The sequence below is a fragment of the Corynebacterium meridianum genome, from assembly GCF_016342265.1.
GTDB classification, from domain to species: domain Bacteria; phylum Actinomycetota; class Actinomycetes; order Mycobacteriales; family Mycobacteriaceae; genus Corynebacterium; species Corynebacterium meridianum.
The window spans coordinates 196,099-208,875 of record NZ_JAEIOS010000010.1 but is presented as its reverse complement, the minus strand read 5'-3'; the positions used below and the strand labels follow the sequence as shown (position 1 = coordinate 208,875).

At 65.9% G+C, this 12,777-nt stretch carries 12 protein-coding genes and 2 tRNA genes; 9 read left to right on the top strand and 5 right to left on the bottom strand.

Translation table 11 applies throughout. From position 1 onward, the window contains the following. Nucleotides 1-319 precede the first annotated feature (319 nt). The 4 genes from JDV75_RS03275 to JDV75_RS03260 all read right to left on the bottom strand — a co-directional run bounded on the left by JDV75_RS03275 (nucleotide 320) and on the right by JDV75_RS03260 (nucleotide 4,166). On the bottom strand, nucleotides 320-667 hold the full coding sequence (locus tag JDV75_RS03275) for a FluC/FEX family fluoride channel (protein ID WP_198737817.1): 348 nt from the start codon (nucleotides 665-667) through the stop codon (nucleotides 320-322). After that, nucleotides 664-1,017, bottom strand: coding sequence for a fluoride efflux transporter family protein (locus JDV75_RS03270; RefSeq protein ID WP_198737816.1), 354 nt, complete (start codon nucleotides 1,015-1,017; stop codon nucleotides 664-666). Before JDV75_RS03270 ends, JDV75_RS03275 begins: the two co-directional genes overlap by 4 nt. A gap of 61 nt (nucleotides 1,018-1,078) precedes the next feature. Continuing rightward, a complete protein-coding gene (locus JDV75_RS03265; RefSeq protein ID WP_198737815.1) occupies nucleotides 1,079-2,497 on the bottom strand; it encodes an alanine/glycine:cation symporter family protein in 1,419 nt (472 codons plus the stop codon). A gap of 250 nt (nucleotides 2,498-2,747) precedes the next feature. Continuing rightward, nucleotides 2,748-4,166, bottom strand: coding sequence for an alanine/glycine:cation symporter family protein (locus JDV75_RS03260; RefSeq protein WP_198737814.1), 1,419 nt, complete (start codon nucleotides 4,164-4,166; stop codon nucleotides 2,748-2,750). A gap of 261 nt (nucleotides 4,167-4,427) precedes the next feature. Here JDV75_RS03260 and pgm point away from each other — a divergent pair, with 261 nt between their 5' ends. From pgm to JDV75_RS03235, 5 genes are all read left to right on the top strand, one after another. Then, nucleotides 4,428-6,086 carry a phosphoglucomutase (alpha-D-glucose-1,6-bisphosphate-dependent) gene (gene pgm, locus JDV75_RS03255; protein ID WP_198737813.1) on the top strand — a complete coding sequence of 553 codons (1,659 nt, stop codon included), beginning with the start codon at nucleotides 4,428-4,430 and terminating at the stop codon, nucleotides 6,084-6,086. A 238-nt stretch (nucleotides 6,087-6,324) separates the two neighbouring features. Next, nucleotides 6,325-6,768: a MauE/DoxX family redox-associated membrane protein gene (locus JDV75_RS03250; RefSeq protein ID WP_418884372.1), complete on the top strand. Its 444-nt coding sequence runs from the start codon at nucleotides 6,325-6,327 to the stop codon at nucleotides 6,766-6,768. A gap of 144 nt (nucleotides 6,769-6,912) precedes the next feature. Then, entirely contained in the window at nucleotides 6,913-7,674 is a 762-nt protein-coding gene (locus tag JDV75_RS03245; RefSeq protein WP_198737812.1) for a thioredoxin domain-containing protein, read from the top strand. A gap of 124 nt (nucleotides 7,675-7,798) precedes the next feature. After that, a tRNA-Ala gene (locus JDV75_RS03240) sits at nucleotides 7,799-7,871 on the top strand. A gap of 79 nt (nucleotides 7,872-7,950) precedes the next feature. After that, nucleotides 7,951-8,023 (top strand) — tRNA-Ala (locus tag JDV75_RS03235). Nucleotides 8,024-8,112: 89 nt separating this feature from the next. Here the strand turns inward: JDV75_RS03235 and JDV75_RS03230 are convergent. Then, a complete protein-coding gene (locus tag JDV75_RS03230; RefSeq protein WP_198737811.1) occupies nucleotides 8,113-8,769 on the bottom strand; it encodes a TetR/AcrR family transcriptional regulator in 657 nt (218 codons plus the stop codon). Between the two features lie 159 nt (nucleotides 8,770-8,928). On the opposite strand from JDV75_RS03230, the gene JDV75_RS03225 reads away from it, so the two are divergent. The 4 genes from JDV75_RS03225 (at nucleotide 8,929) to JDV75_RS03210 (ending at nucleotide 12,755) form a co-directional block, all read left to right on the top strand. After that, nucleotides 8,929-10,341 carry an MFS transporter gene (locus JDV75_RS03225; RefSeq protein ID WP_198737810.1) on the top strand — a complete coding sequence of 471 codons (1,413 nt, stop codon included), beginning with the start codon at nucleotides 8,929-8,931 and terminating at the stop codon, nucleotides 10,339-10,341. A gap of 64 nt (nucleotides 10,342-10,405) precedes the next feature. Further along, nucleotides 10,406-11,413, top strand: coding sequence for an MDR family oxidoreductase (locus JDV75_RS03220; RefSeq protein ID WP_198737809.1), 1,008 nt, complete (start codon nucleotides 10,406-10,408; stop codon nucleotides 11,411-11,413). Between the two features lie 153 nt (nucleotides 11,414-11,566). Further along, nucleotides 11,567-11,989 carry a pyridoxamine 5'-phosphate oxidase family protein gene (locus JDV75_RS03215; RefSeq protein WP_198737808.1) on the top strand — a complete coding sequence of 141 codons (423 nt, stop codon included), beginning with the start codon at nucleotides 11,567-11,569 and terminating at the stop codon, nucleotides 11,987-11,989. Beyond that, complete coding sequence (locus tag JDV75_RS03210) at nucleotides 11,967-12,755, top strand: fructosamine kinase family protein (RefSeq protein WP_336244280.1); 789 nt, start codon at nucleotides 11,967-11,969, stop codon at nucleotides 12,753-12,755. The genes JDV75_RS03215 and JDV75_RS03210 overlap by 23 nt, the downstream gene beginning before the upstream one ends. Nucleotides 12,756-12,777 lie beyond the last annotated feature (22 nt).

Sequence of the window (12,777 nt, the reverse complement as noted above, 5' to 3'; positions counted from 1 at the left end):
CCCACCAGCGCCGATGGTACTGCATGCGGGAGCGTGTGGGAGAGTAGGACACCGCCGACACTACAACTTCACAGAACAATAAGGGCACCGGCCCGGGTTGACAGGAATGTCCGCCCGGGCCGGTGCTTTGTGCTGTGCGTTTTTGTGTGGCGCCGGCCCGGTGTCGGTCAGCGGGTTCGGGGTGTGGTGACTGCGTGACGGTTGGTCGGGGTGGCCGGCCCGGTCTGGTGTTTGCAGGGGGCTCGGCGTGCACCGGCCCGCACCCGAACCCGGCTCCCGGGAATCCCCGTATTCCACACAACGTCTAGCCGGCAGCCGGCTAGAAGACGAGGGACGCGGACAGTACAGCGAGGATACCGAGCACGATCGTCGCGACGCCGTAACGCAGGGCGCGGACGTTCTGTCCGGTCCTGATCAGTTCGCCGAGTTCCTTGGCCAACGTCGACCAGGTGGACAGCGCACCGCTGAAGCCCATTCCGGCGAGGAGCGTCGTCCCCGGACTGAGGTGGACCGTCTCGGCCGAGGTGATGATCCCCAGGAGGAAACAGGCGATGGTGTTCGCCGCCAGCGTGCCGTAGAGCTCGGGGAGGAGCCTGCCCAGCCAGTAGCGTCCCACACCGCCGAACGCGGCCCCTGCCGCGACGAGCAGCAACGATTCGAGGCTCATTCGACGACCTCCCCGGGGTGTGTGGTCGGACGGCCGCTGAAGGTGCGTCCCGAGGCGAAATCACCGAGCAGCCAGCCGCCGATGCAGCTGACCAGGGTCGCCGTGAGATAGGCGGCGGCCAGCGGCGGATCCGATTCGGTGAGGAGCACGGCGAAGGTGGAGAAGCTGGTGAACCCGCCGAGGAGCCCCGTGCCCAGGAAGGGACCGGGTTTACGCCATCCCATGAGGAAGGATCCCAGCGTGTTGACGGCGATCAACGGCTGCATGCCGGGGCCGAGGGCGAGGATCACGAACCAGCGCAGAACTGCGCCGAGCGCCGCTCCTGCAGCCACCTGGATGGTTGGCTTCATGTTGGAATACGATACACCGGGCCCCGGGGAGAAAACCCCGGGGCCGTCGGTGTGCGGCCGGTCAGGTCCAGTCCATTCCCCGGCGTTCGAGGAACTTCTCGATGTCCGCGGCAGAGGCCCGGAGCTGCGGGTCGAAACGGAGATACGCGCGGGTCTCACTCGCGACGAACCCGGAGACAAGGAGTATCCCGATGATGTTCGGGAGCACCATCATGCCGTTCGCCAGATCGGAGAAGGTCCACACGGTGGTCAGCTCCGTGACCGCACCGATGAAGACCGCGACGGTGAATACCAGCCGGTACCACATCGATGAACGGGGTCCGAAGACACTCATCATGCAGCGTTCGCCGTAGTAGGACCATCCGAGGATCGTCGAGAACGCGAAGAAGATGATCGAGATGCTGACGAGTTCATCTCCGAAGGTGCCGGGGAGCCCGTTACCGAAGGCCTCGGAGGTCATCAGGTTGGCGGCGTTCTCGCCGTGGTTCCAGACACCGGTCACGATGAGCACCAGTCCGGTGAACGTGATGACCACGAGCGTGTCGATGAACGTCTGGGTCATGGAGACGAGGCCCTGACGCACGGGGTGCAGCGTTTTTGCGGCGGCAGCCGGGATGGCGCCGCTACCCATTCCGGACTCGTTCGAGAACAGACCACGGGCGACACCCATGCGCATCGCCATGATGATCCCCGCTCCGGCGAACCCGCCGGTGGCGGCGGTACCGGTGAAGGCGTCGGTGAGGATGAGGGCGAACGCCCCCGGGATCTGGTCGATGTTGGCGATGAGAACCCATGTCGAGGCGGCGATGTAGATGACGATCATCAGCGGGACGAACGCCGAGGTGACCTTGCCGATTGCCTCGATACCGAAGAACAGCACGACTCCGACGATGAGGAACATCACTGCGCCCGAGACCCACGGCGGGATGCCGAACGAATCCTCCATACCCGCCGCGACCGCATTCGACTGCGTCATGTTCCCGATACCGAAGGCCGCGATCGCGGTGGCGACGGCGAAGAACGTGGCCAGGTAGCCGCCCATCGGTCCCTTGATGGTCTTGCGCAGGTAGTACTGCGGTCCGCCGGCCTGCTTGCCGTTTGTGTCCGTCTCTCGGTGGAGAGATCCTAGGAAGGCTTCGGTGTACTTGGATGCCATCCCGAGCAGCCCGGTCATCCACATCCAGAAGAGTGATCCGGGGCCACCGATCGACATGGCGGTGGCGACGCCGACGATGTTGCCCACGCCCACGGTCGCGGCCAGGGCGGTGGTGAGGGCCTCGTACTTCGATATGTCCCCGTTTCCCTCGTCCTCATCCTTATCCAGGAAGGCGTGGCGGAGCGCGCGCCCGAGGGCGCGAAACTGAATTCCGCGGAGCCGGAAGGTGAGGAAGGCACCGGTTCCGAGGAGCAGCGGTAGCAGGAGGAACGGCCCCCAGACGATCCTGTCCAGAGCGGTCAGAAACTCGTTTAAGCTGGTCATGACGGTCTAACCTACCGTGTGACAGGTAGTGGGCCGAGTTACTTCAGAAATTCTGCACCCCCTCGTTGCGGTGGTGTGCTCACTGTGTGACCGCGGCCAGATGCGGCGTTGTCACGGGTGGTCGAGTGTTTTCGGCCCATAGCGGTGATGACCCGGGGGCAGATGAACTGCTACCCCCGCTCATGTCGACGACCCCGCACCTTTGCCGGGTGCGGGGGCGTCGTGCGGCCGGTGTGTCAGTGGCCGGAGACTACTTCCAGTCCATGCCCTGGCGCGCGAGGAAGTCCTGGCATTCCTCGGGAGACCTGTGCAGATCGGGGTCGAACCTGAGATAGGCCGTCGTCTCCTTGGCGACGAGGCCCGAGAGGATCAGCAGACCGATGAGGTTCGGCAGGGCCATCAGGCCGTTCGCCACATCGGAGAACGTCCAGATTGGGGTCAGTTCGGACACTGCACCGATGAAGACACACACGGTCGCGATCATCCGGTAGGGGACCGTGGAGCGTGATCCGAAGAGCGACTGGAGGCAGCGCTCGCCGTAGTAGTACCAGCCCAGAATGGTGGAGAAAGCGAAGAACACGACGGACATGGAAACGATGGTGCCGCCCCACTGGCCGGGCAGGCCCCGGGAGAAGGCCTCGGCGGTCATGATGTTGGCGTTCTCCTTGCCCAGATCCCACGCTCCGGTGGTGATGATAGTCAGGCCCGTGAAGGTGACGACGACGATGGTGTCGATGAAGGTCTGCGTCATGGAGACCAACGCCTGGCGCGTCGGGTGCGAGGTCTTCGCGGCGGCGGCCGCGATGGCGCCCGTACCGATACCGGACTCGTTGGAGAAGATACCGCGGGCGACACCCATCTGGAGCACGAGGATGATCGCGGAACCGGCGAATCCGCCGACCGCCGCGGTGCCCGTGAATGCGTCGGTGAAGATCAGACCGATTGCCGCGGGGATGTCGGCGGCGTTGCGGAACAGCACGATGAGCGACCCGCCGATGTAGAGGATGATCATCAGTGGGACGAAGGCCGAGGTGATGGTTCCGATGGCCCGGATGCCCCCCAGGAGGACGGTGCCGGTGCACACGAACATCAGCACGCCGGACACCCAGGGGTCCACGCCGAAGGTGTCCTGCATGCCCGCGGCCACGGCGTTGGCCTGGGTCATGTTTCCGATGCCGAGGGCCGCGATCGGGGTGAGGACCGCGAAGGAGAGTGCGAGCCAGCGGCCGAGCGATCCCTTGATGCCGCGCTTCAGGTAGTACTGGGGGCCGCCGGACTGGTTGCCCTTCGCATCCGTCACGCGGAAGCGGACGCCCAGGTAGGCCTCACTGTACTTCGAGGCCATGCCCACGAGACCCGTCATCCACATCCAGAACAGGGCGCCGGGGCCACCGACAGAGAGTGCGGTCGCCACGCCCACGATGTTTCCGACGCCGACCGTCGCCGCGAGCGCCGTGGTCAACGCCTGGTAGTTGGGGATGTCGCCCTCGCCGTCGTTGTCGTTGGAATCGACGAATCCGTGGCGCAGGCCCAGCAGGAGTGCACGGAACTGCAGGCCCCGGAGTCGGATCGTCAGATAGAGACCCGTTCCGAGAAGGAGCGGAATGAGCAGGAAGGGGCCCCAGATGATGCCGGATAGTGTCGTGAGCAGATCATTGAGCGTGGACATGTTTTAGGAAACTACAGGTTCTGTTCAGCTGATCAAAGGGACAACCCCGGACGGGGCGCCCCCGTATAACACCCCTGTGGTGTCCGTAGTGTGTCGGAGTCTTTCCGTTATGGCGCCCGGGGGCGCCGGGTCGGGGGGTGTTTTCCTGCGCGTCGGACCAATTAGGGGGAAGATTGAGGTGGACCCGGGGACGGGTGCCACCACCGTTGTCTCCGACGCGCCCGCCCGACACCCTGAATATGTAAGGAGCCCTCCACCGCCATGGCACATGATCGCGCAGGCCAGCCCGCCCTAGACAGTGACCTCATCGACATCGCGGAGGTCGTCACCGCGTACTACACCCGAATCCCGGACGTGGAGGACCCGGACCAGCAGGTCGCCTTCGGTACCTCGGGGCACCGCGGTTCGTCGCTGGACACGGCCTTCAACGAGAACCACATCCTCGCGACGACCCAGGCGATCGTGGACTACCGCGTCAAGGAGAAGATCGGGGGGCCCGTCTACATCGGGCGGGACACCCACGCCTTGTCCGAACCCGCGATGGTCTCCGCGCTGGAGGTGCTCATCGCCAACGAGATCCCGGTGCTCGTCGACGACCGCGGCCGCTACACGCCCACGCCCGCGGTCTCGCACGCGATCCTCGCCCACAACGCCAAGCTCAACGGCGGTGTGACGGGCACCGATCCACGGCGTGCCGACGGGATCATCATCACCCCGTCCCACAATCCGCCCCGGGACGGCGGATTCAAGTACAACCCGCCGAACGGAGGCCCGGCCGACACCGACGCGACGGACTGGATCGCGGCTCGGGCGAACGAGCTTCTCCGAGCGGGACTCGACGGGGTCCACCGGACGCCGGTCTCCGGTGTGCTCGACCGGCGGTGCGGACGGCACAACTACCTGGACACCTACATCGCCGATCTCCCCAACGTCGTCGACATGGAGGTCATCCGGGAATCGGGCCTGACCATCGGCGCGGACCCGATGGGCGGCGCGGCCGTCGACTACTGGGGCGCGATCGCCGACGCACACGGCCTCAACCTCACCGTCGTCAATCCCCGCGTCGACGCGACCTGGCGGTTCATGACCCTGGACACCGACGGCAAGATCCGGATGGACTGTTCGAGCGCGAACTCCATGGCCTCACTCGTGGCCAGCCGCGGCGACTTCGATCTCGCGACCGGAAATGACGCCGACGCCGACCGGCACGGCATCGTCACCCCGGACGCGGGCCTGATGAACCCGAATCACTATCTCGCGGTGGCGATCGACTACCTCTTCCGCCGTCGCCACAACTGGGATCAGCGGATCAACGTCGGCAAGACCCTCGTGTCATCCTCGATGGTCGACCGGGTCGTCGCGGATCTCGGACGGACCCTCGTCGAAGTTCCCGTCGGCTTCAAGTGGTTCGTCCCGGGCCTCATCGACGGGACGATCGGCTTCGGCGGCGAGGAATCCGCCGGCGCGTCCTTCCTGCGCCGGGATGGTTCGGTGTGGTCCACGGACAAGGACGGCATCATTCTGGACCTGCTGGCGAGCGAGATCACCGCGGCGACGGGCAGGACCCCGTCCGAGCGGTACGCCGAGTTGGAGCAGAAGTTCGGCAGCCCCGTCTACGCCCGTACCGACGCCCCGGCGAACCGGGAGCAGAAGGCGGTGCTGAAGAAGCTCTCGCCGGATGACGTCACGGCGACGGAGCTCGCCGGGGAGGCCATCACCGCGAAGCTCACGGAGGCGCCCGGCAACGGTGCGCCGATCGGTGGCCTCAAGGTGACCACGGATTCCGCCTGGTTCGCGGCGCGACCCTCGGGCACGGAGGACAAGTACAAGATCTACGCGGAGTCCTTCCGCGGCGCCGACCACCTGGCGGAGGTCCAGGCTCAGGCGCAGGAACTGGTTGCCGAGGTCCTGGGCGACTGATCCGGTCCCGGTCTCCGCGGCCGGGGAGTGGACACGTGCCACTTCCCGGCCGCTCATCTCGGGATTGTTTCCGCGACGGAGTCGGTGTCGAGGCTGCCGGAGTCCGGCGCGGGAGGTACGGATTGCGCTAGTGTTGTCGGGTGTGACCAACAATATGAAGAAGACTCCGGTGAATCCTGCGGCACACATCGAGGCCGCGAAGCCGGAGTTCGTCCCGGCCAAATACGACAGCCGCTCGATCGCCCTCGATGTGGTGTCGGCGCTCGCGCGGTTGGCACTCGCGGCCGTGTGGCTCTACAGCGGCTGGCAGAAGCTCACCGATCCCATGTCGACGCGGCTGGCCGTGCGCTCCTACGAACTGTTCAGCGACGACACGGCGGATCTCATCGCGATCATCCTGCCCATCGGTGAACTCGTTCTCGGTGTGTTCCTCCTGATCGGACTCTTCCTCCGCTTCAGCGCCTTCATCTCGCAGATCCTGCTTCTTTTATTCATCGTGGGCATCGGCTCGGCCTGGGCCCGTGGACTGTCCATCGACTGCGGTTGTTTCGGTGGCGGCGGTGCCGACGGGGCTGTCACCTGGTGGTCCTATCTCTCGGAGATCCTCCGGGACATGGCGTTCCTGGTGCTGGCCTGGGTGGTGTTTCGCTGGCCGTTCCGGAGGTTCGCCCTTCGCGGCTGAACGACTAGGCTGCTTGGTCAGGGAGTGTCGTGACGCTTCCCACGGGGCTCCCCACGGCCAGGAATGCGGGGAGATCCGCCCGGGTGCACAGGTCTCCCATCGTGTGTGCCGAACATCCAATTCGACCGTAAGGGTTCAAAGAACGTGAGTACGAAGATCAAGTCCCCGAATGAGAAGGGGCACGGTTTCCTCTGGGCGCTGGCGGCTGTACTGGTCGTCGCGGCAATCGTTATCGGCTACATCATCACCTCCGGCGACGGCAAGACACCGGCATCGAGCTCAACCTCCGCCAACGGAACGGATGCGGTGGAGACCGAGGCCGTTGAGATCGAGCCGGGTAACACCGAGGCCGTGGAGTTCAACATCGAACACCGCGACGGCTATGTCAGACTGTCCGCTGATTCGGCCGACGGGGACACCCCGGTTGTCGATCTCTACGAGGACTACTCCTGCCCGCACTGCTCGGAACTCGCTGAGGCCACCGACGGTGAGATGAAGGATGCCGTGACCGCAGGCAAACTGATCGTCAACATCCATCCCCTGAACTTCGTGGCAGGCGGTGACGACGGACACTCCACGATCTCCGGTACCGCCGCGATGATCGTCGCCGACAGCGGCGACGCCAAACTGTACTGGAACTACCGGAAGGCGCTGCTGGAGAACCAGCGGAAGATCTTCGACAAGTGGAACTACGTCACATTGGCCGACGCGGCCAAGCGGCTCGGAGCCGATGAGGAACTCGCCGACAAGATCCTGGCTGGTGAAGGCCAGGACGAGTTCGAGAAGATCGCCTCCGCGAACGCCGATAAGCTGAAGGAGCAGACCGGTACGGTTTCCTCCCCGCGTATCGTGCGTGACGGCAAGGACGTTGACCTGAAGAACTGGGTGGACACGGTCACCAAGTGATCCCCCGGTCCGAAAAGTAGGTGGGAGGCTCCCTGTGGAGCCTTCCATCTGTTCGTTCCGGCCATCCGGAACAGGCGATTTGGTCGCCGCAGGACCCCCATGTAGATTGGAGGAGTCTCAATGAGGGGCTATGGCGCAGCTGGTAGCGCACCACACTGGCAGTGTGGGGGTCAGGGGTTCGAGTCCCCTTAGCTCCACTGTGAACCGGAAACGATCCACGGATCGGCCGGATCACGGTCCCGGACTCCGGTCCGTGGACGCGGCAATTTCATATGAGGGGCTATGGCGCAGCTGGTAGCGCACCACACTGGCAGTGTGGGGGTCAGGGGTTCGAGTCCCCTTAGCTCCACTTTTTGACGATGACTGGGGGCGCCCCGCCGAATGGTGGGGTGCCCCCAGTCATCGTCGTGCCCGCCCGGCAGGGGGCCGGGAGTTCCGTCATCCGTTGCCGTTGTGCGGGGCGAGGCGTTGCGCACCGTCGAGAAGCAGTTCAACCTTGCGCCGCCACCACCGCTCCAGGCCCTCATCGAGGATCCGTGCCAGCGCCTCGGTCAGCGCCGGGGACAACCCGGACCGGTCGAGCAGATCGTGGGCCGTCCGGTCGTTTCCCGCCTCCGAATCTGAGGTCAGCAGCCGTTCGGTACGGTTGACGGTGTCCGCCGTCATGTCCGTCAGTGAATCGAGGACGAGCAGTGCGTCGCGGATCGCCCAGCCGTATGTCTGGTGCAGAACCTGCGTCGATTCCTCGGTGAGTTCGGTGATGCTCCGTGGGGGAGTGTCCTCGAGTGTGTAGAGGGCGGCCGCCATTCCGGGGTGGCCGGCGAGTAGTGACCAGTTCAGTTCGGCTACGCCGGTGAGGTATTCACGCCACGTGGTGTGGGTGAACTCGCGGGGATGTTCCGCGATGGCCCGGTCGACGGCGCTACGGAGGAGCTCACGGCGGGAACCGATGTGCCGGTAGAGCGAGGACTGGTCGACCCCGAGGTGTCGGGCGATGGCCGTGGTTGTCGCGTCGTTGAATCCGAGGGTGAGTACGGCGCGTTCGATGTCGGCCCGGTTGAGCTGCGCCGGTCTGCCGGGGCCTCTGGTACCCATGGAACTCCTCACTGCGTCACCGTGGGGTGTCGTGGCTCCGATTCTACCTTCGTCAAAGGGTGACGAGTAATTTGAAACATCCTATTGCAAATAGGTAGGGCTTACCTTACCCTGTGGGCAATGGTGTCGCGAGGGACACCCGGCAGAACGGGGAAAAAGATGACGCAGGAACAGACGGCGAAGACCCGGTACACCGCCGCCGAGAAGTGGACGCTCACCGCGGTGGTTCTGGCTTCTTCGCTCATGGTCGCGGACATGATGATCGTGGCGGTCGGACTTCCGGCGATCGCCGAAGACCTCACGGACGCCAGCCTCAGCAGGATGCAGTGGATCGTCGTGGCCTACTCGCTGGCGTTCGGTGCACTCATCCAGCCGGCCGGGGCACTGAGTGACCGGCTCGGCAGCAAGCGGATGTTCATGGTCGGAATCGCTGCGTTCACCGCGGCCTCGGTCGCCTGTGGTGTCGCACCGTCGATGATGGCGCTCATCGGATTCCGGGCCGTCCAGGGCATCGCCGCCTCCGTCATGTTCGCGAACGCGATGCCGCTGATGGCGCGGTGTTTCGACGGGGAGCGCAGGACGATGGCCATCGCCATCTGGAGCGGGGCGGTCGGGATCTCCGCGGTGCTCTCGCCGGTGATCGGCGGACTGCTCGTCGACGCATTCAGCTGGCGTTCCATGTTCCTGATCAACCTCCCGCTCGGCGTGCTCACTGTACTGGTCGCCGTCCGCTACCTGCCCGCGGACCACGACCGGGAGCGGGACCCCAACCCCTTCGATCTGGTCGGAGCTGGACTCCTCGCGGGCGCCCTCCTCGCCTTGAACTACGGGGTGACCCGCGCCCAGGAGGACGGCTGGACCCACGGCACGGTGGTCGCGCTGCTCGGTGCATCCGTCGTCCTGCTGGCGCTGTTCACCCTCCGGGAACTGAAGTGTGCCGCCCCGGTTCTCGATCTCCGGCTGCTCACCCACCGCACGTTCCTCGGAATCTCCCTGACCGCGGTGATCAACCGGTTCATCACCGGTGGGGCCGTCGTCTATTTCATGCTGTATCTGCAGCAGGGGCACGGGTACACGCCCCTGCAGACGGGATTCCTGCTCTTCCCGCTCGGTGCCAGCGCCATGGTGGGATCCATCGCGGCCGGGAAGCTCCAGGGGAGGTACCCCGCCGGTGGCGTTCTGGCTGTCGGCGGGGTGCTCATAGCCGTCGCCTCGGTGCTGTTCGTGTGGCAGGTGACCGCACTGCACGACCCGCCGTGGCTGATCCCGGGAACGATCATCTGGGGAATGGGCAACGCCCTGGTCAACACGCCCCTGATGAACGTGGCGACCACCTCGGTGCCGATCAACCAGGTCGGGATGGCGACCGGACTCCTCAACAGCTTCTTCCCGATCGGGGCGTCCGTGGGCACGGTGGCCCTCGGCACGGTGTTCACGGGCGTGTTGGCCGGCCCCCACGCGAGTCTTCTGGACGGGCTCGGTGCGGCCACCGGCAGGATCTACATCTTCGTGTGCGGGATGGCTCTTGTCGGCGCCGTGGTGGCGTGGGCGCTGGTCCGGACCGAGGAGTGAATCCGACTGCCCCGGAGCGGTATTCCGGGCGGCGCGGCGGAAATGTCCGGCTTAGACTGGAGTCATGACCCCCACCATCATCGTTGACCGTCGCACCGACCCAGACAATCCGGACGGCACCGTCGTCAGCTCCCGGATGATCACGGAGGATGACACCGTGTACGGGGACGGTGACCTCCTCGTCGATGTCGCCTACTCCAGCCTCAATTACAAGGACGCGCTCGCTCTCCGCGGGACGAAGGGTGTCGCGCGCACGCTGCCCCTGGTGCCGGGCATCGACGCCTGCGGAATCGTCGTCGACAGTGGTTCGGACAGATTTGCCCCCGGGGACCGCGTCGTCGTCAACGGCGCAGGACTGGGGGAGACCCGGGCCGGTGGGTACACCGGGAAACTGCGGGTCGACTCCGCCTCGACCGTCCGCATCCCGGAGAACATCAGCACGCTCCGCGCCGCGGCGATCGGCACCGCGGGATTCACCGCGGCGCTCTCCGTCGACGCGCTGACCGGCGCGGGTGTGCGCCCGCAGGACGGTCCGATACTCGTGACCGGGGCGACGGGCGGCGTGGGCACCACGGCGATCCTCCTTCTCGCGAGCCTCGGCTTCGACATTGTCGCCGCGACGGGCCGGGTGACGGAACACTCCGACATGCTGCGGGAGCTCGGCGCGGCGGAGATAATCGACAGGGCCCAACTCGCGCAGCCCGGGCGCCCGCTGCAGTCCGAGCGCTACGCCGGTGCGATCGACGCGGCGGGTTCCCACACGCTGGTCAACGCGCTCGCGCAGGTCCGCTGGGGTGGGGTGGTCACCGCCTGCGGCCTGGCCCATGGTGCAGATCTCCCCGGGACCGTCATGCCGTTCATCCTGCGGGCGGTGAAACTCCTCGGGATCAACTCGGTGGACGCACCGCTGGAACTCAGGGAGCAGGCCTGGAAGCTGTTGTCCGAGCACCTCGACCTGACGGCACTCGACCGGATCACCACGGTCCGCCCCCTCTCCTCCGTGGTGCAGGCAGGCGAGGAACTGCTGGCCGGAAAGCTCGCCGGTCGCACGGTCATAGATGTCAGCGCCTGAACACCAGGCCCCCATTCGGGCGCATCGTGACCTCCTGTTCCGCCGCCGGAACGGGCGACATCGGCAGCTCGGACCGGATTCACACCCCCGGTTGGGGCGATTGTCACAGATGCCTCCCACCCCCGCGCGTCGTTTCGGTGGAACAATGGGGATATGAAAAACAACGATGACGTCATCACGGTCCTGAACGAAGATGAGTGCGCCGAGCGTCTGAAGCGTGTCCATCTCGGTCGGGTCGTCGTACGCCGCTCCGATGACATGGACATCTTCCCGGTGAACTTCGTGATCGATAAAGGCCAGATCTACTTCCGTACCGCCGAGGGCTCCAAGCTGTTCACGATCGAGCTCAACCACGACGTCCTCTTCGAGGCCGACGAGGTCGCCGACGGGCGCGCCTGGTCGGTCGTGGTCAAGGGCGACGGTCAGTTGCTGAAGACCAACGCGGAGGTCCAGCACGCGGACACCCTGCCGCTCAAGCCGTGGCTGCCCACCCTGAAGTACAACTACGTCCGCATCACCCCCAGGGAAATCAACGGACGGGAGTTCCGCCTCGGTGACGAACCCGAGCGCTACTGATCCCGTGGGCTTCACCAAACACGCCCCGTCGGCGGACGCCGCAGGCGCGGAAGCCGCCGGGCTCAGGTGGCTGCGTGAGGCCAGCCACTGCGTCGTCGAGGTCCTCGGTACCGATGGCGCGACGATCACCACCCGGCTCGTCGAGGCGGCACCGGCGACCCCGGAGGCCGCGCACCGGGCCGGACGGGAACTGGCGCGCATCCATGCCGCCGGCGCAGAAGCCTTCGGCTGCCCGCCCGCGCCGGACGGTGAAACCTGGGCCGACACGAACTACATCGGGTCGATCCCGCAGAAATGTGAGCCCACCGATGACTGGGCGGCGTTCTACACCGGCCAGAGGGTTCTCCCGTTCGCCCGCGCGGCGCACCGGAAGGGCAACATCGCGACGGAGACCCTCGACCTGGTCGACCGGGCCTGCGGTGCGATACGCGGACACCGCTGGGACGTGGAACCGGCGCGGATCCACGGGGATCTGTGGGCCGGAAATCTACTCTTCAATGTGGACGGCCCGGTATTCATCGATCCGGCCGCCCACGGCGGGCACCCGGAAACCGATCTGGCGATGCTCGCTCTCTTCGGGGCCCCGTACCTGGGGGAGATCCGGCGAGGCTACACCGAGGAGTCCGGTGCCGACCCGGACTTCGACACCTCGACCCCGATCCACCAACTGCACCCGCTCGCGGTACACGCCCAGACCCACGGGCCCGCCTACGGGCCGGAACTCCGGCGGGCCGCCGAAGACACCCTCCGGGTGCTGGGCGACTGACACGGTTCCCCTAACGCTGTCG